This is a genomic window from Pseudomonas kilonensis (assembly GCF_001269885.1).
Taxonomy (GTDB): Bacteria; Pseudomonadota; Gammaproteobacteria; order Pseudomonadales; family Pseudomonadaceae; genus Aquipseudomonas; species Aquipseudomonas kilonensis.
Map to the genome: position 1 here is coordinate 17267 of NZ_LHVH01000007.1, position 17443 is coordinate 34709.

The following is a 17443-nucleotide window of genomic DNA, read 5'->3' on the forward strand; positions in this document are numbered from 1 at the left end:
TCAGGGGCGTTTTGCAGTGACGAAGGCCGCAAGGCTTGCCACATTGCTGAAATGGTTACGGGTGTCCTTGGCGTCGGCATCGATCTTGATGCCGTACTCCCTCTGGATCGCCAGGCCGAGCTCCAGGGCATCCACCGAGTCCAGGCCCAGGCCTTCGCCGAACAGGGTCTGGTGGTCGCCGATGTCGTCGATGCCGATGTCCTCCAGGCCGAGGGCGTCGATGATCAGCTGTTTGATGTCACGGTGCAGATCGCTCATCTTCGGCGAGCTCCTTGATGTAATAGTGATGCAGAAAATCGTTGAGCCTGCGCGAAGCCTGGGGAGGCGGGCCGAGCGCGGCGAACGCCTGTGGGTCTATATCGGCCCCGACGCGGAAACTGAAGTGCACGCGGCGCTGGGGGATGCGATACCAGGGTTCAGCCTTGGTCAGGGTCGTGGGGCAGACCTTGATCGTGACGGGTGTGAGGATTTTCGCACCCCGCAGGGCGATGGCCGCCGCCCCCCGATGAAAGGCCGGCACCTGGCCTGGCTGGGTGCGCGTCCCTTCGGGGAAGACGATCAGCGTCTGGCCCTCTTGCAGGGCGTCGCTGGCGGCATCGAGCATGTCCATGCTGCCGTCGTTGCTGATGTATTGGGTCGAACGCAGTGGGCCACGGGTAAAGGGGTTGTCCCAGAGGCTTTGCTTGACCACGCAGTTGGCATCGCGCACCAGCCCGATCAGGAACACCACGTCGATCAGCGACGGGTGGTTGGCAATGATCATCTGCCCGGGGCGCCCGAGCCGTTCGGCGCCATCGATCTGGTAGGTGAGCACGCCGGTGCGGGCCATGAACCGAATAAAGAACCAGAACAACCGCCCGACCGTGCGGCGCGCCCTTTGACGGTGAGCCTGGGCGTCGCCGGGCCACCAGGCCAGCAACGGGAATACCAGCAAACGCAGGCACAGCCCGCCCAGCCCGAACAGGGCGAAGCTTGCTGCGGTCGCGACCAGGCGCCAGTAATAGGCGTCGCGATGTTTACCGGTCACCGGTTGCGTTGCCAGGTCCATACACGATTCTTCCAGGCATGTTGGCAGGTGGTTTCGTTGTTCAGCAGGGTACGCAACAGATCCAGGGCATGGGGCCAGTCGCTACCAGACGATTGGCCGGCCTGCGCGCACAGGTCCAGTTGCCAGTCATCGCCCGGGGTCAGCAGCAGGCCCATGGCATAGGGAAACGGCACGTCATCGACCCACGGAGCATAGACTTGCGGAGGTTGTTCTTCGGTGATCACCAGCAGCACCGCAGGCGATCCTTCGTTCAATAGCGCGACGGCCTCCAGCACACCGTGCTCCAACCCGTCGCCGGTCGCGGCCAGGGCGGTCATTTCGCTGGTTTCGCCGCGCATGATCGACCACAGGCCAATCACCGCGTTGTGCACCGACAGGCTGAATTGGGTCGGCGACAATGGCTGATCGGCTGCCAGGTCCTTGAGAATCTCAAAAGTGCGCGGGGTTTCACCGTGGCGGGAAATAAAGACCAACGGTAGGTCCGGTCGACCCTCGGCCAACGGCCAGCCAACACTGAAGGCCATCCGCGCCAGGCGACTGAGGCGCCGGCGCTGCATGGCCGGCAGGAACGATACGTCAGGGGCGGCATCGCTGGGCGGCAATACGACCGGCTGTCGGCTCCATGCCTGCCAATCGTCCACGCTTTCGAGCCCAGGGGCCCATGCGCGCCATTGGGCGATATTGAAATTGATCACAAACTTCATCCCACCCCTGCGGGCTTTTATTGTCACGGTTCAGTGGTTTGACCCGCGTCCAACCCTGCATGGCCTTGCGACCCAAGTGGCGCGCATTATCCCGGTGCGGTTGGCTTGTAGCAAATACTGGTTACATTTTGCCCAGCGAAATGTACGAGTTGGTCCGCTCAAGGCCAGACCCGGACCATGGTCGCGATCAGCACGAGCCGGTCTGTCGGTTGTTTCTGTCACGGTCTGGGCGAATTGACGTCCGAATCGTTGGAAAAGCCACTGTTGCTGTAGTCCTTCTACGCAGAAGGTAGCTAAGCAGTGTCGCTGCCTACTACACTCGGGAATCTTTGATACACGGAGGTTTTGACATGCGGCGTGTGGTGTTCAATCAGAAAGGTGGCGTTGGCAAGTCCAGCATCGCCTGCAATCTGGCGGCAGTCAGCGCCAGCGAAGGCTATCGCACGCTGTTGGTAGACCTGGATGCCCAGGCCAACTCCACTCAATACCTGACTGGCTTGACCGGCGATGACATTCCCATGGGCATTGCCGATTTCTTCAAGCAAACCCTGTCGTCCGGGCCGTTCTCGAAAAAGAACAAGGTGGATATCTACGAAACGCCGTTCGACAACCTGCACGTGATCACCGCCACGGCGGAACTGACGGATCTGCAGCCCAAGCTTGAGGCCAAGCACAAGATCAACAAGCTGCGCAAACTGCTTGAAGAGCTGGAGGAGGATTACGACCGGATTTACCTGGATACCCCGCCTGCACTGAATTTCTATGCGGTTTCAGCATTGATCGCCGCCGATCGGGTGCTGATCCCCTTCGACTGCGACAGCTTCTCCCGGCAGGCCCTGTACGGCCTGCTGGCGGAAATCGAAGAGCTCAAGGACGACCATAACGAAGGCCTGGAAGTCGAAGGCATCGTGGTCAACCAATTCCAGGCCCGGGCCAGCCTGCCGCAACAGATTCTCGACGAACTGATCGCCGAAGGCCTGCCCGTATTGCCGGTGTACCTGAGCAGTTCGGTGCGTATGCGCGAGTCCCACCAGGCCAGCCTGCCGCTGATCCACCTCGACCCGCGGCACAAGCTGACCCAGCAGTTCATGGAGTTGCATAGCCTGCTGGAAAGCGCCTGAATCTGACCTGTGCAAAACCCATGTGGGAGCAACTGTGTGGGAGCAAGGCTTGCCCGCGATGAAAACGCCGCGGTCTCTTGAGGACCGCAGCGCCTGGATCGCGAGCAAGCTTTGCTCCCACAAAGCCCGCTCCCACAGTTATCTCATGGCTTCAAATCCCCTGGCTGCGCAACCAAGCCATCAACTGCGGCAACGGCAGCGCCCCACTCTGGCGCGCTACTTCCCGGCCGTCCTTGAACAGAATCAGGCTGGGAATCGAGCGAATGCCCAACTGCGCCGACAGTTGCTGGTTGGCCTCGCTGTCGAGCTTGGTCAACCGGCATTTGCCCACCAGCTGTGCGGCGGCTTGTTCGAACACGGGCGCGAAGGACTTGCACGGCCCACACCAATCGGCCCACACATCCACCAGCAACGGCAGGTCACCCTTGATCTGGCTGGCGTAATCGCCTTGTTTGAGTTCGAACGGTTTGCTCAATAACACCTGGGCCTTGCAGCGCCCGCACTTGGGCTGGTCGCCCAGGCGTTCGGCGGGTATGCGATTGAGCCCGTTGCAATGGGGGCAGGGGATCAGCATCAGGTCAGTCTCCAGAAAATCTTTGGCACAGATTGAACACTATATAGAAACCACCACAAAAACCCCTGTGGGAGCAAGCTTGCTCCCACAGGGGTAAATCGGTGTGGCTGTTATTTAGCGTTGGTCAGCGTGTTGTAGCTGGTCATCAGGTTGCGGTAGTCCGGGATGTGGTTGGAGAACAAGGTCGCCAGCCCTTCCACGTCGTTGCGCCAGTCGCGGTGCAGTTCACAAGCCAGGCCGAACCAGGTCATCAGTTGCGCACCGGAGGATGACATGCGGTCCCAGGCCGATTGACGGGTCAGCTCGTTGAACGTGCCGGACGCATCGGTGACCACGAACACTTCGAAACCTTCGGCCAGGGCCGACAGTGCCGGGAAGGCTACGCAGACTTCAGTGACGACGCCGGCGATGATCAGTTGTTTCTTGCCGGTGGCCTTGATCGCCTTGACGAAATCTTCGTTGTCCCAGGCGTTGATCTGGCCAGGACGAGCGATGTACGGCGCATCCGGGAACAGCGTCTTGAGTTCTGGCATCAACGGGCCGTTGGGGCCTGTTTCGAAGCTGGTGGTGAGGATGGTCGGCAGTTGGAAGTACTTTGCCAGGTCAGCCAGGGCCAGCACGTTGTTCTTGAAGCGGTCCGGGTCGATGTCGCGTACCAGGGACAGCAGGCCGGCTTGGTGATCGACCAGCAGAACGGCGGCGTTATCTTTGTCGAGACGGTTGTAGGAAGTGGTCATGGCGTAGCCCTCATTAAGTTTTGGTTGCCGAAGGTTTCGGCGTGGTTAAGGTTTTTAATGGCGGTGTTGCGATTATTCGGTGACTCATCTGGCCGAAGCGCCGGTTTGAATCCGTGTTGCGTTTCGATGGGTGTAGATTAAAACTGGCACCTTTGATGCGCTAGACTGCAAAAATTCGCCTTAGCGTTCTATTTGGAGAACGATCATCGAAGACCTCAACACGCTTTACTACTTCACCCAGGTGGTCGAGCACCGCGGTTTCGCCGCCGCGGGCCGGGCGCTGGACATGCCAAAATCCAAGCTCAGCCGGCGTATTGCCCAGTTGGAGGAGCGGCTCGGGGTGCGGTTACTCCATCGCACCAGCCGCCACTGCACGTTGACGGAGATCGGCCAGGCCTATTACCAGCGCTGCCTGGCGATGCGGGTCGAGGCCGAGAGCGCGGCGGAAGTGATCGAGCGCAACCGCTCCGAACCCCAGGGGCTGGTGCGCATCAGTTGCCCGACGGCGCTGCTCAACAGCTGGGTCGGGCCGATGCTGACTCGCTACATGCTCAAGTACCCACGGGTGGAGTTGTTCATCGAGAGCACCAACCGCCGGGTCGACCTGATCCATGAAGGGTTCGATATCGCCTTGCGGGTGCGCTTTCCGCCGCTGGAAAACACCGACATGGTCATGAAAGTGCTGAGCAACAGCACCCAGTGCCTGGTGGGCAGCCCGGCGTTTCTGGAGCGCTTGTCTTCACCGGCTTCCCCGGCGGACCTCAATGGCTTGCCCAGCGTGCACTGGGGCGCGGCGCAGCGGGAATACCAGTGGGAGTTGTTCGGCCCGGACGGCACCCGCGCGCTGATCCGCCATGAACCGCGCATGGTCACCGACGACCTGCTGGCCCTGCGTCACGCCGTGTTGGCCGGCATCGGCGTCGCCCACCTGCCCGCCGTGGTGGTGCGCGAAGACATAGCGGCCGGCCGATTGGTGGAACTGGTGCCGGGCTGGACGCCCAAGTGCGGGATCGTCCATGCGATCTTTGCCTCGCGACGCGGGTTGCTGCCGTCGGTGCGTACGCTGATTGACTTTCTGGCCGAGGAATTCAGCCAGAGTGATATGGCGTAGCGTGGAGGCAGCCATGCCAGTGTATTTCCCTTGTGTGGGTTTGCTTGGGATGGTGGCCTGATAGTTGGTCGGGGGGTTTTGACCGGGTACATATCCATTTCTGCGGTAACGGCCACTTAGGGTTCCGCTTTTACAGCGGGTCACTTTTGGAAGAGCGCCAAAAGTAACCAAAAGCGCTTTGCCCCACCACTCGGCACCTCGCCTAGGCTCGGTGTGCCCTCACTCCGGCATTGCTCCGTGGGCCCGCCGCGAAGGGCCATCCATGGCCCAGCGCGGCTATCCCGGCATCCATGCCGGGATGCCCACTCCACAATGCCTGCGTTCGGCCAGCGTGGTTAACGGGGCGCCCGAAATCAACGTCCACCGCGAGGCGGCCTAGTAGCCGACCTGGCTCTCCCGGTCGTACACCTGTCAGACTTGTTTGGGCTGGTCCTGTGGGAGCAAAGCTTGCTCGCGAGGCGGCCTAGTAGCCGACCTGGCTCTCACGGTCGTACACCCATCAGACTTGTTTGAGCAGGTCCTGTGGGAGCAAAGCTTGCTCGCGAGGCGGCCTAGTAGCCGACCTGGCTCTCCCGGTCGTACACCCATCAGACTTGTTTGAGCAGGTCCTGTGGGAGCAAAGCTTGCTCGCGAAGGCGGCCTGACGGCCGACCTGGCTCTCCCGGTCGTACACCCGTCAGACTTGTTTGGGCAGGTCCTGTGGGAGCAAAGCTTGCTCGCGAGGCGGCCTAGTAGCCGACCTGGCTCTCCCGGTCGTACACCCATCAGACTTGTTTGGGCAGGTCCTGTGGGAGCAAAGCTTGCTCGCGAGGCGGCCTGACGGCCGACCTGGCTCTCACGGTCGTACACCCATCAGACTTGTTTGAGCAGGTCCTGTGGGAGCAAAGCTTGCTCGCGAGGCGGCCTAGTAGCCGACCTGGCTCTCCCGGTCGTACACCCGTCAGACTTGTTTGGGCAGGTCCTGTGGGAGCAAAGCTTGCTCGCGAGGCGGCCTAGTAGCCGACCTGGCTCTCCCGGTCGTACACCCGTCAGACTTGTTTGAGCAGGTCCTGTGGGAGCAAAGCTTGCTCGCGAGGCGGCCTAGTAGCCGACCTGGCTCTCCCGGTCGTACACCCGTCAGACTTGTTTGGGCAGGTCCTGTGGGAGCAAAGCTTGCTCGCGAAGGCGGCCTGACGGCCGACCTGGCTCTCCCGGTCGTACACCCGTCAGACTTGTTTGGGCTGGTCCTGTGGGAGCAAAGCTTGCTCGCGAGGCGGCCTGATAGCCGGCCTGGGCTCTCCCTCTCGTACTCCAATCCCATTGTGGGGCTTGCACTCAAGGCTGCCATTCATCAGGTGCGCCGCACTGAAAAGGTGTCACGGCCTCAAAAAGACACCACGTATCTGTTTGCAGACTCAGGAGGTCCCATGAGCCATCCTCAAGACCCAGCCACTCCCCAAACAGTGGACAACCCCAACGATGACGGCTTCGTACTCGGCACCGCCGGCCGCGACGAGGACCCCAACGCCGCCCCGTCCTACGCCACCGACCGCCGCCACGACCGGGATGAACTGACCCCTGAAGACGCCCGCGGCATGCCCGGTTACCCGGAGAAAAAAACGCCGGCCAAACCGGTTGGCGAAGAGGGGGCCGAGACGGAACCGGGCATCGAGATGCCTGAGCAGGGGAACGATAAGGTTGGGTGAGCAGGACTCATATCTGCTCACATTTCTTACCGAGACCTAAAGCTTTTGGCGACTAGGCTGGAAACCAGCAAGAACTAACCATTTGTCTAACTGGCGCTATCGCAATTTGCGATGCGCCAGATTTGTGTTTAACTTCCCCATAGCAAAATGCGATAAGGACGTTGCATGCATGTGATCACTGAGAAACGCATTTGGGAGGCCAAGGAGACATGGCCACATTCAGCGAATGCGTTGGATCAATGGTATCGGCTGATCAAGCGCAATAGCCCGGCTGTTTTCGCAGCGATGAAATCCATATTTCCGGCAACCGACAAGGTCGGTCCGCTGCATGTGTTTGACATCGGTGGAAACAAGTTGCGGCTGATTGCGGTGATTCGATACCGAGCGCAGCGTCTGTATATCAAATGCGTGCTTGACCATCGGGAATACGACAGAGGCAGGTGGAAGGAGGAAAAGGGATGAGTGCACTGATCGAACAAGTCGCCGCCCATTGGGAGTTTGTGTCGCCCCTGCTGCGCAAACCCAGGAGCGAAGAGGATTACGACCGGTTGGTCGCAGCGCTCGATGAATTGTTGGAATTGATTGGCGAAGAAGAAGCCCATCCTCTGATGAGCCTGGTGGACATCATCGGTGAATGGATTGAGGCCTGGGATCACCAACATCGGCCAATGCCCAAGGCCAGTGGCGTCGAGACACTTCGCTATCTGATGCGCGAGCATGGGATGAGCCAGAGCGACTTGCCGGGTGTCGGCACCCAGTCGGTGGTGTCGGAGATATTGAGCGGCAAGCGCCAGCTCAATTTAAGGCAGATCCGCTGGCTGGCGGAGCGCTTCGGCGTATCGGTTGAGACCTTTATTTGATGGTTTGGCGCGGCGCACTAACTGTGGCGAGGGAGCAAGCTCCCTCGCCACAGGGGGATGCGCTATGTCGACTGGCGTGGGTCGACGTTGTCCAGTGCCCGGTTCGCCAATAAGCTGCTCAGTTCGATCAACTGCTGAATGCCCAGGGCAATGTGCCGCTTGGGGCCTTCCAAATCGAACGCCAGGTCACTGACCATGGCGTTGGCCGAGGCCAGGTTTTCGCTGAGGTTGGCGAGCAGGGTTTCGGTGTCGACGCCATTGACGACGGTGAACAGTTGGCCTGGATCGGCCTCGGGTTTGCTGGGTTTTGGGTTGAGGTAGTAGTCGAGGACGCGGTCAGCCGTTTCGTCGAATTCTTTTGAGTTTTTATTGGCTGGATCGGTATCGGGCGGATTGGGGGTTGCTTTGAACATGGTGAATCTCCGTGATTGGTTGAGCCACCACGACCTATCGCTAAACAAGTAAAGGTGGCGGCTGTACGCAGGTTAGCGATCCGGGTCACAGAAACCCCGGGTAGACCAGAAGGTCTCCCACGCACAGCCACCATTAAGCGAGTTGCAGACGTAAAAGACTGCAATCGAGACTGGGCATTGTTGCGTCTGTGTTGAGTCGGATCGCTAAACCCGATCGCTGATTTTCAGCGACGGGGAAAACGATAAAGCCCGATCCCAAGGCGCACAAGCCGGCGGATTCTGGCGTAGTTGTAGGCAATGGCGCAAGGCGGCGTAGCCTGCTCCTGAATGGTCCTACATCGAAATAAACGCGGTGATCGTCACGGGGAGTGGATTGGCTTCATGTGGTGAATTGAAGATCGCCATCGCGAGCAAGCTCGCGATGACTTTCTCCCAGGCAACCCCGAACCTGCGGCGAGGAAGGGTTACGACGAGCAACTGATCTCCAGATGCTTGCCCCACTCCGGCGGGCGTTGTGCGTAGCTGTCCATGCCCGGTTGTTCTTCGAACGGCTTGCTCAACACGGTGTGCAGGCGGCGGACTTCTTTGTAGTCGCCGGATTCGGCGGCGTCGATGGCTTTCTGCGCCAGGTAGTTGCGCAGCACGTACAGCGGGTTGACGGCGTGCATGCGGGCGCGGCGTTGGTCTTGGTCGACGGGGCCTTCGCGGTTGACGCGGGCGACGTAGAGTTCGCCCCAGGCGTCGAAGCCCTTGAGGTCGACGAAGTCATCGCGCAGGGTGGCGACGGCTTGCTCGGGTGCCTGGTCGCCCAGGCGGCGGAAGAACAGGCTGTAGTCGACGCCGCTGTTCTGCATCAATTGCAGCAGGCGCTCCAGCAGCTTCTGGTCGTCTTCCTCGGCGCTGGTCAGGCCGAGGCGGCGGCGCATCAGGTCCAGGTAATGGGCCTGGTACAGCGGCAAGTACAAGCCAAGGGTTTCACGCAGGGCGTCGACGCTGATGAACGGCGTCAGGGCCTGGGCCAGGGCGCTGAGGTTCCACTGGCCGATGGGCACCTGGTTGCTGAATGAGTAGCGGCCCTGGTCATCGGAGTGGTTGCAGATGAAGTTGGCGTCGAAGTCGTCGAGGAAGGCGAACGGCCCGAAGTCGAAGGTGATGCCCAGGATCGACATGTTGTCGGTGTTCATCACGCCGTGACAGAAGCCGTAGGCCTGCCATTTCGCAATCAGCTCGGCGTTGCGCTCGACGATTTCGCGGAACATCGCCAGGTACGGCTCCGGCTGCTCACGGCACTCGGCAAAATGCAGGTTCAACACATGCTCGGCGAGGGCCGCATGCAGCTCGGGTTTCTTGGTGTAGTAGAAATATTCGAAATGCCCGAAGCGCACATGGCTGGGCGCCAGGCGCAGCACCATGGCGGCGCGCTCCTGCTTTTCGCGCCACACCGGGGTGTCGGAGCCGATCACGCACAAGGCACGGGTGGTGGGGATGCCCAGGGCGTGAAGGGCTTCGGAGGCGAGGAATTCGCGGATCGAGGAGCGCAGCACCGCGCGCCCGTCGCCCATCCGTGAGAATGGCGTCTGGCCGGCGCCCTTGAGGTGCAGGTCCCAGTGCTCGCCGGCCTCGTTGTACACCTCGCCCAGCAGCAACCCACGGCCATCGCCCAATTGCGGGTTGTAGTGACCGAACTGATGCCCGGAATACACCATCGCCCGGGGCTCGGTTTCGGCCCACAACTTGTGGCCGCCAAAGATCTCGGCAAACAGCGGTGCCTGGGCTTGCGCCGGGTCCAGGTCCAGCAGCACCATGGCCGCCGGGCTGGCGACTACCAGTCGCGGATTGTCGATGGGCTCGGGCAGCACGTGGGTCGATAAGCCGTCGCCCAGGCGGGCGAAACGGTTATCGAAGGTCAAGGTTTCCAGCGTTTTCATGGCCGTCTCCGGCGCGCCGCCCTCAGGCAGCGCGCATCAGTCGAGTGTGTCTTGCGGCGGCTCTGGCACCGGTTTGATGCTGGCTACGGCCGAGGGCACGGGCCCGAGGGTTTTGTGCTCGGGCTCGGCGGGCACCAGCTTGTACTCCTGGCCCTGAAGGTTCTTCAGATAGATTTCCATCTGCCGGAAGGAGATGTTGATGTGCTCCTTCTTGAACTCACGGTTGATGAAGCGGTTGATCTCGTCCAGCACCGGGTTGCGGTCACCGAGGTCGCGTACGTGCATGCGCAGCTCATGGTCCAGGGTACTTTCACCGAAGTTCAGGAAGTACACGATCGGTTCCGGTTCCTTCAGCACGCGCGGGTTGTCACGAGCGGCCTTGAGCAGCAATTCGCGTACCCGGTCCAGGTCCGAGCCGTAGTCCACGCCCAGTTTCAGGGTCACCCGGGTGACGGTGTCGGTCAGCGACCAGTTGATCAGTTGCCCGGTGATGAAGGTCTTGTTCGGGACGATGATGTCCTTGCGGTCGAAGTCGGTGATGGTGGTCGCACGAATGCGGATCTTGCTGACCGTGCCCGACAGGTTGCCGATGGTGATGGTGTCGCCGATGCGCACCGGGCGTTCGAACAGGATCATGATCCCGGAGATGAAGTTGGCGAAGATCTCCTGCATGCCGAAGCCCAGGCCCACCGACAGCGCGGCCACCAGCCATTGCAGTTTGTCCCAGCTCACGCCCAGGGTGGACAGGGTGGTGACGAAACCGAAGCCGGCGATCACATAGGACAGCAGCGTGGTGGTGGCATAGGCACTGCCCTGGGCCAGGTTCAGCTTCGACAGCACGAACACTTCCAGCAGGCCCGGCAGGTTGCGCGCCAGGGCGAAGGTGATGCCGATGATGATCAGCGCGCCGAGCATGTCACCGATGCTGATGGGCACCATGCTCATGTTGACGCCGGTACCGCTGGTGTATTCGTAGAGGGTGATGTTGTCCAGGTAGGAGAACACGCTGATCAGGTCCGACCAGACCCAGTACAGCGCAGCCATGAAACCACCCAGCAGGGCCAGGCGGATCAGGCGCAGGGACTGCTCGTTGACCTTCTCGATGTCCAGGGTCGGTTCCTCGACCACCGCTTCGCCGTCGCCGGCTTCCTTGGCGGCCTGGCGCTTGGTCAGGGCACGCTGGTAGGCCAGGCGCCGCGCTGCCACCGACAGGCCACGGACGAAGGTGGCCTCGATCACCAGCCAGAACATCAGCAGGTACAGGGTGTTGATCAACCGGTCGCTGAGTTTCAGTGCGGTGTAGTAGTAGCCGAAGCACACCGCCACGAACAGCGCGATCGGCAGCGCGGTGAACAGCACCCCGACCGCCTTGCGGAACAGCGACGTGTTCTTGTGGGTCGGGCTGCTCAGCAGCAGACGGCTGAGCAACCACGCCATCAGCGCGTAGCAGGTCAGCACCACCGGCATGCCGAGCACGTCATCGGCCAGGGTCGAGGGTTGCAACTCGGCCACGGCCACCACTGCCACCAACGCCAACACCACCAGCCCGAGCCGGCGGATCCAGCCCTGGAGGAATTCGACCTGGGGTTTCTCCCAGCGGAAATGCAACTCGGCCACGCCGCCCGGCGCCAACACCCGATAGGCGGTGTAGAACACCAGCCAGGCCTGGCCGATCTGCAGCAGCGCCGCCCCGAGGTTGGCGTTCTGGCCGCGGGCGTCGATCTGCAAGGCGTAGCCGCAGAGGGTCAGCGCCAGGGCCACCGGCATCGCCAGGAGGATATTGATCAGGATCGCCTGGGGGGTGTGCCACTGGCTGTCGCGCTTGAAGTGACCGACGTCCTGGTGAACCTTGTTCAGGCGAGCATAGAGATTCTTGCGCCGCCACAGCAGCGCGCCGATCAGCAGCGCCAGGGGCAGGAACAGCAGTGGCCGCTGGGTCAGGCCATCGGCCAGCTCACTGAGGCTCGAAGCCCAGGGCAGCGAGTCGATCTGTTTTTCCAGGCGCACCGGCACCGCACGCATCCATTCGAAATCCAGCGGTTTGTTGCTGGGAATCCAGAACATCTGCTCTTCGAGGGTCGCCCGCAGGTTCTGGGCGGTGCTGAGCAGTTGCTTCTGGTTGAGCTGCAAGGTGATGGATTCGTTGAGTACCGCACTCAACTCGCGGTTCAGGCGTTCCAGCAGGTCGACGCGGGTCAGGGCCAGTTCCAGCAAGGTCTTGCGCAATTGCGGCGTGGCTTGTTCCGATGGCTGGGAGGCCAGCAGGCTGTCGACATAGGCGCTGGGATTGTTCAACAGCTCACGCTGTTGGCTGACTTCGAACTGGTACAGGCGGATGTCGGCGATCTGGTCGGCCAGGTTCTGGTCCAGCTTCAGGCGCGGCAAGGTCTGGCGCTGTTTGTAGAGGATCTTGGAGAGCAGCAGGCTGCCCTTGAGTACGCTGATCTGCTCGTCCAGGGCGGCGTCGGTCTGGGTGACGCTGTCCAGCAGTTGCTTGGTCCGCAAGTTCTGCTGGGTGACCTCGTTGAGGCGGTCGGTGCTTTTGAGCAGGTAGTCGGAGAGCTTCAGGTTGGCCGCGCTTTCGGTCGCCAACAGGCTGCTGCCACCGGCCTTCTGGGCTTCGATGGATTGCTGGGTCACCGTTTCCTGGGACTGGGCCAGGCGCTTCTGGTTGATCAGGTTTTGCAGGTCCTGGATTTCCTGCTCCGTGCGGGCGATTTTTTCCATCAGCAAATCGTGCTGACCGTTGCCCAGGTCCTGCAGTTGGCTGTTGCCGGCCAGCTCCTGGCGACGCAGCGGAATCAGCGCATTGAGCGCCGCCAGCTCGGCGTTGAGCTGGTCGCGCTGCTCGGCGCTCAAGGTCTTGCCGGCGTCTCGGCCGGCCTTGAGGATGGCGTTGATCTGCTGGATGCGGGTCTGGCTGCTGGAAATTTCCGCCTGGGCGCGCTCGGGGCGGGTCTGGGCGGTGATGATCAGGCTGTTGGCATCGGCCAGGGCTTTTTGCAGATCACCCTGCTGGGTGGAGCGATCCGAGAGCATTTGCTCGAGCTGGGGAATCGGCAGGTTGGCATAGCGTTGCGCCACCGGCACCACTGTGGTGCCCTTGAGCCGCGCCAGCTCGCGCTGGTTCTCGATGTTCTGCTTGGGCGCAGTGGCCAGTTGCTGCTTGAGCGTCTGCAGCTTCTGTTCGTAGTCGGCCTTGTTGTTGAGCTGGGTCAGCGTGCCCTGCAAGACGGCCTGCAGGGCTTTCTGGTCGGCTTCCGGCAGTTTGCGGTCGGCGATCTTGTCCAGGCTGGCCTGCACCGAGGTGCTGGCAGGAAGGTCTGCGGCTTGCAGTGTGCAGACGGAGAGACTCAGGCCCAGCAGGGCGATGGCGAAAAAGGAGCGCAGGGTAGGCATAGAGACCGGTCAAGCAAGTGAGAGTGGGAGCAGTTTAGAGGAACAAGCCGGGACCCGGGCGACTTCCTTCGGGGAATCTGACGCCCACTTTGCCGATCTTGTTCCCGTCCATGGCCGCGACGGTCCACAGGGTGTTGTTCCAATCCACCTGGTCGCCGACCACTGGCGCACCGCCGACTTTCTGGGCAATGAAGCGGCCCAGGGACATGTCCGGATCGATGCCTTCCAGCTTCAACCCGTACAGCGCCGCAACCGCGGCCAGCTGGGCGTCTCCTTCAAGTACGAAGTCGCCGAAGAAACGCAAATCCAGGCCCCGTTGCGGCGCTTGGCTGAACAGTTTTCCAAGGGCCGGCAAATCGTGTTCATGGCCGATAACACACAGCAAATCATCGACTTCCAGCACGGTACTACCCGACGGATGGAGCAGTTGCTGGCCCCGAAACAGGGCAGCGATGCGTGTGCCTTCGGGCATTTTCAGGTCCCGCAGGGGCGAGCCGATGCACCATTTTTCCTTGCCCAGGCGATAAATGAACAACTCCCACTCACTGGTGACGTGGACTTCCAGCGCCGCCCGGGAAATCGGCAGCGGCTCGGGCGGGACGGTCACATGCAGTAATTTGGCGACCCATGGCAGGCTCGTGCCCTGCACCAGCAGCGAGACCAGCACGATAAAGAACGCCAGGTTGAAATAGAGCTGGGCGTGGGGCAGCCCGGCCATCAACGGGAACACCGCGAGGATGATCGGCACCGCGCCGCGCAGGCCGACCCAGGAGATAAAAGCTTTTTCGCGACCGTGGAACGCCTTGAACGGCAACAGGCCGACCATGACCGACAGTGGGCGGGCAAACAGGATCATCCACAACGCCAGGCCCAGGGCGGGCAGGGCGATGGGCAGCAGGTCGTGGGGCGTGACCAGCAGCCCCAGCACCAGGAACATCCCGATCTGCGCCAGCCAGGCCATGCCATCGAGCATATGCAAGATACCGTGGCGGCTGCGCACCGGACGGTTGCCGATCACCAGGCCGCACAGGTACACCGCGAGGAAGCCACTGCCGTGCAGGGCGTTGGTCAGGGCGAACACGGCCAGGCCGCCGCTGATGACCAGGATCGGGTACAGGCCGTTGGCCAGGTTGATGCGATTGACCAATTGCAGCATCAGCCAGCCACCGCCCAGGCCAATCACCGCGCCGATACCGAACTCGCGCATCAGATGCCCCAGCAGGCTCCAGTGCAGGCCAGTTTCGCCACTGGCGAGCATGCCGATCAGGGTGACGGTGAGGAATACCGCCATGGGGTCGTTGCTGCCGGATTCGATCTCGAGGGTGGCGCTGACCCGTTCGTTCAAGCCCTTGCCGCCCAGCAGCGAAAACACTGCCGCGGCATCGGTCGAGCCGACGATGGCGCCGATCAGCAGGCCCTGGATCAGGTTCAGGTTGAACAGCCACGCCGCCGCCAGGCCGGTCAGTCCGGTGGTGATCAACACCCCGACCGTGGCCAGCGACAACGCCGGCCACAGCGCCACGCGAAAGCTCGACACCCGCGTGCGCAAGCCACCGTCCAACAGGATGACTGCCAATGCGAGGTTGCCGACCAGGTAGGCCGTGGCGTAATTGTCGAAAAGAATACCGGCGCCGTCGACACCGGCCACCATGCCCACGGCCAGGATGATCACCAGGATCGGGATGCCCAGGCGGGACGAAAGAGAACTCACCAGGATGCTCGCACCTACCAGCAACGCGCCGATCAAGAACAGGCTGTTGATGGTCGTTGCAGTCAAAGGCGTTACTCCGGGAATACTGAGGGGCGGGCGCAGACTGACCATGCAGTCTGCGTGCCAGCGATTCTAACCTGTTGAAATGTGATGCTGTCAAAAAAGGTTGGGAGGGAGGGGAGCTGATCGTTCCCACGCTCTGCGTGGGAACGCCTCGACGGACGCTCCGCTCGTTCCCACGCTCTGCGTGGGAATGCATCTACGGACGCTCCGCGTTCGGCTTTTGGGACGCGGAGCGTCCCCGGCTGCATTCCCACGCGGAGCGTGGGAACGATCATCATCAACAGCTGCGTGGATTAAAGGCTGAACCGCCCAACCATGCTGTTCAAATCCACGGCCAGGCGCGACAGTTCGGCGCTGGCGGCGCTGGTCTGGTTGGCGCCGGTGGCTGACTGCACCGACAGGTCGCGGATGTTCACCAGGTTGCGGTCCACTTCACGGGCGACCTGGGCCTGTTCTTCGGCGGCGCTGGCGATCACCAGGTTGCGTTCGTTGATCTCGACGATGGCGGTGTTGATCGTGTCCAGGGACATGCCGGCACCGCGAGCGATGTTCAGCGTCGACTCCGCGCGTTCGGTGCTGTTGCGCATCGAATCCACGGCGTGTTCGGTGCCGCTCTGGATGCTGCCGATCATGCGCTCGATCTCGCTGGTCGACTGTTGGGTGCGGTGGGCCAGGGCGCGGACTTCGTCGGCGACCACGGCAAAACCACGACCGGCCTCACCGGCACGGGCGGCTTCGATGGCGGCGTTCAGCGCCAGCAGGTTGGTCTGGTCGGCCAGGCCGCGGATCACGTCCAGCACCTTGCCGATGTCGCGGGACTCATCGGCCAGGTTGCCGATCAAGGCGGCAGTGCTTTGCACATCGGCGCTCATGCGTTCGATGGCGCTGACGGTTTCCTGCACCAGGTCGCGGCCGTCACCTGCGGAGGTGGTGGCGTTTTTCGAGGCTTCGGAGGTGCTCACCGCATTGCGCGCGACTTCTTCCACGGCGCTGGTCATCTCGTTGACCGCGGTGGCGGCCTGCTCGATTTCGTTGTTCTGCTGGGTCAGGCCGCGAGCACTTTCGTCGGTGACGGCGTTGAGCTCTTCGGCCGCCGACGCAAGTTGTGTGGCCGACCCTGAGATCCGCTGCAAGGTGTCGCGCAGTTTTTCCTGCATGGTCGACATCGCCCGCAGCAGGCGACCGGCTTCGTCGCTGCCATCGACGACAATCGGGCGGGTCAGGTTGCCCTTGGCGATTTCCTCGGCGGCATCCAGCGCGTTGGCAATCGGCTTGGTGATGCTGTTGGTCAGCAGCCAGGCGAACAGCAGGGTCAGGCCGGTAGCGATGATCAGCAGCGCGACGACCCAGTTGAAGGCCGTTGAGTATTGCTGTGTCGCCCCCTGATTGAAGGCCTCGGCTTGTTGGTTGTTGATGTCTATCAGACGGTCGAGCACAGCGTTGATCGCATCGGAGTTGCTTAACACCTGGGTGTTGATCAGCGTCCGCAGCTCATCAACCTGATTGTTGCGCGACAGGCTTTTCATCTGATCTTCGAGCTGGCGGTACTGCCCCAGCAATTGCCCATACTGGTCGTAGGCGGCCCGTTCTTCCGGGGCGCTGATAAGCTTTTCATAGGCGGCCTGGGCCGCGCGAATCTGCTGGTTGCGCTGCTCGAGCAGGTCCAGTGTTTTCTGCTGGACGTCCGATTCGCGGTTGACCAGCAAGCGATAGGACAGCACGCGCAGGCGCAGGGTCAGTTGGGTGAACTCATTCAGGGCCTTGATGCTGGGTACGCTGTTCTGGGCGATGCTTTCGCCCGAATCACGGATTTTGCTCATCTGGGTCAGGGCAAACACCCCGAGGGCGAGCATCAGGGCGCCGATCAGGGCAAACCCAAGGAATGCCCGAGGCGCGATGTTCATATTACGTAGAGACATGGAAAGTACCGGAAGTAGCCGCGTCCGTGCGGGGCTATGACTGCTGTTCCATGACTTATCGGTCATACGACTAAAGTCTTGAGTGACATGCGTGCTTTTGTCACACAGCAAAGTTGGCGGTGCGACGAAGGGTCGGAACCAGATTCCTCATTCGCAGTCTCTAAAACTCG

At 61.6% G+C, this 17443-nt stretch carries 15 protein-coding genes and 1 pseudogene; 5 read left to right on the forward strand and 11 right to left on the reverse strand.

The genetic code is table 11. The annotated features are described in order from the left end of the window. The 3 genes from AD662_RS02410 to AD662_RS02420 are packed head-to-tail and all read right to left on the reverse strand — an operon-like array spanning position 1 to position 1752. Positions 1-258: a phosphopantetheine-binding protein gene (locus tag AD662_RS02410; RefSeq protein ID WP_018603399.1), complete on the reverse strand. Its 258-nt coding sequence runs from the start codon at positions 256-258 to the stop codon at positions 1-3. After that, entirely contained in the window at positions 239-1048 is an 810-nt protein-coding gene (locus AD662_RS02415; RefSeq protein WP_018603396.1) for a lysophospholipid acyltransferase family protein, read from the reverse strand. The genes AD662_RS02410 and AD662_RS02415 overlap by 20 nt, the downstream gene beginning before the upstream one ends. After that, positions 1024-1752 carry a beta-ketoacyl synthase chain length factor gene (locus AD662_RS02420; RefSeq protein ID WP_033062487.1) on the reverse strand — a complete coding sequence of 243 codons (729 nt, stop codon included), beginning with the start codon at positions 1750-1752 and terminating at the stop codon, positions 1024-1026. The genes AD662_RS02415 and AD662_RS02420 overlap by 25 nt, the downstream gene beginning before the upstream one ends. A 350-nt stretch (positions 1753-2102) precedes the next feature. Between AD662_RS02420 and AD662_RS02425 the strand changes: the two genes are divergently transcribed. After that, positions 2103-2873: a ParA family protein gene (locus AD662_RS02425; RefSeq protein ID WP_014336219.1), complete on the forward strand. Its 771-nt coding sequence runs from the start codon at positions 2103-2105 to the stop codon at positions 2871-2873. 151 nt (positions 2874-3024) lie between these two features. On the opposite strand, the gene trxC is transcribed toward AD662_RS02425, so the two are convergent. Then, on the reverse strand, positions 3025-3447 hold the full coding sequence (gene trxC, locus AD662_RS02430; protein WP_053185282.1) for a thioredoxin TrxC: 423 nt from the start codon (positions 3445-3447) through the stop codon (positions 3025-3027). A 110-nt stretch (positions 3448-3557) separates the two neighbouring features. Then, positions 3558-4184 (reverse strand): isochorismate family cysteine hydrolase YcaC, encoded by a 627-nt coding sequence (ycaC, locus tag AD662_RS02435; protein WP_018603387.1) that lies wholly within the window; start codon positions 4182-4184, stop codon positions 3558-3560. Between the two features lie 205 nt (positions 4185-4389). Between ycaC and AD662_RS02440 the strand changes: the two genes are divergently transcribed. The 4 genes from AD662_RS02440 to AD662_RS02455 all read left to right on the forward strand — a co-directional run bounded on the left by AD662_RS02440 (position 4390) and on the right by AD662_RS02455 (position 7840). Continuing rightward, the gene (locus AD662_RS02440; protein ID WP_193384630.1) at positions 4390-5295 is read left to right on the forward strand and encodes a LysR family transcriptional regulator; all 906 of its coding nucleotides are present in this window, start codon (positions 4390-4392) and stop codon (positions 5293-5295) included. 1406 nt (positions 5296-6701) lie between these two features. Next, positions 6702-6980, forward strand: a complete 279-nt coding sequence (locus tag AD662_RS02445; RefSeq protein ID WP_053177852.1) for a hypothetical protein — start codon at positions 6702-6704, stop codon at positions 6978-6980. A 165-nt stretch (positions 6981-7145) separates the two neighbouring features. Beyond that, the gene (locus AD662_RS02450) at positions 7146-7442 is read left to right on the forward strand and encodes a type II toxin-antitoxin system HigB family toxin (protein WP_053177853.1); all 297 of its coding nucleotides are present in this window, start codon (positions 7146-7148) and stop codon (positions 7440-7442) included. Continuing rightward, positions 7439-7840 (forward strand): helix-turn-helix domain-containing protein, encoded by a 402-nt coding sequence (locus tag AD662_RS02455; protein ID WP_018601310.1) that lies wholly within the window; start codon positions 7439-7441, stop codon positions 7838-7840. The genes AD662_RS02450 and AD662_RS02455 overlap by 4 nt, the downstream gene beginning before the upstream one ends. Positions 7841-7902: 62 nt before the next feature. Here AD662_RS02455 and AD662_RS02460 read toward each other — a convergent pair whose 3' ends face one another. The 6 genes and pseudogenes from AD662_RS02460 to AD662_RS30030 all read right to left on the reverse strand — a co-directional run. Next, complete coding sequence (locus AD662_RS02460) at positions 7903-8253, reverse strand: DUF6124 family protein (RefSeq protein WP_053185286.1); 351 nt, start codon at positions 8251-8253, stop codon at positions 7903-7905. 464 nt (positions 8254-8717) lie between these two features. Further along, positions 8718-10181, reverse strand: coding sequence for a protein adenylyltransferase SelO (gene selO, locus AD662_RS02465; protein WP_053185288.1), 1464 nt, complete (start codon positions 10179-10181; stop codon positions 8718-8720). Positions 10182-10217: 36 nt separating this feature from the next. Beyond that, positions 10218-13580 carry a mechanosensitive channel MscK gene (gene mscK, locus AD662_RS02470; RefSeq protein WP_018601304.1) on the reverse strand — a complete coding sequence of 1121 codons (3363 nt, stop codon included), beginning with the start codon at positions 13578-13580 and terminating at the stop codon, positions 10218-10220. A gap of 34 nt (positions 13581-13614) precedes the next feature. Continuing rightward, on the reverse strand, positions 13615-15357 hold the full coding sequence (locus tag AD662_RS02475; protein WP_018601302.1) for a potassium/proton antiporter: 1743 nt from the start codon (positions 15355-15357) through the stop codon (positions 13615-13617). A gap of 290 nt (positions 15358-15647) precedes the next feature. Beyond that, positions 15648-16520, reverse strand: coding sequence for a methyl-accepting chemotaxis protein (locus AD662_RS30025; RefSeq protein ID WP_408003921.1), 873 nt, complete (start codon positions 16518-16520; stop codon positions 15648-15650). Positions 16521-16550: 30 nt separating this feature from the next. After that, a pseudogene (locus AD662_RS30030) lies at positions 16551-17339 on the reverse strand (MCP four helix bundle domain-containing protein); the annotation flags it as partial. Between the last annotated feature and the right edge of the window lie 104 nt (positions 17340-17443).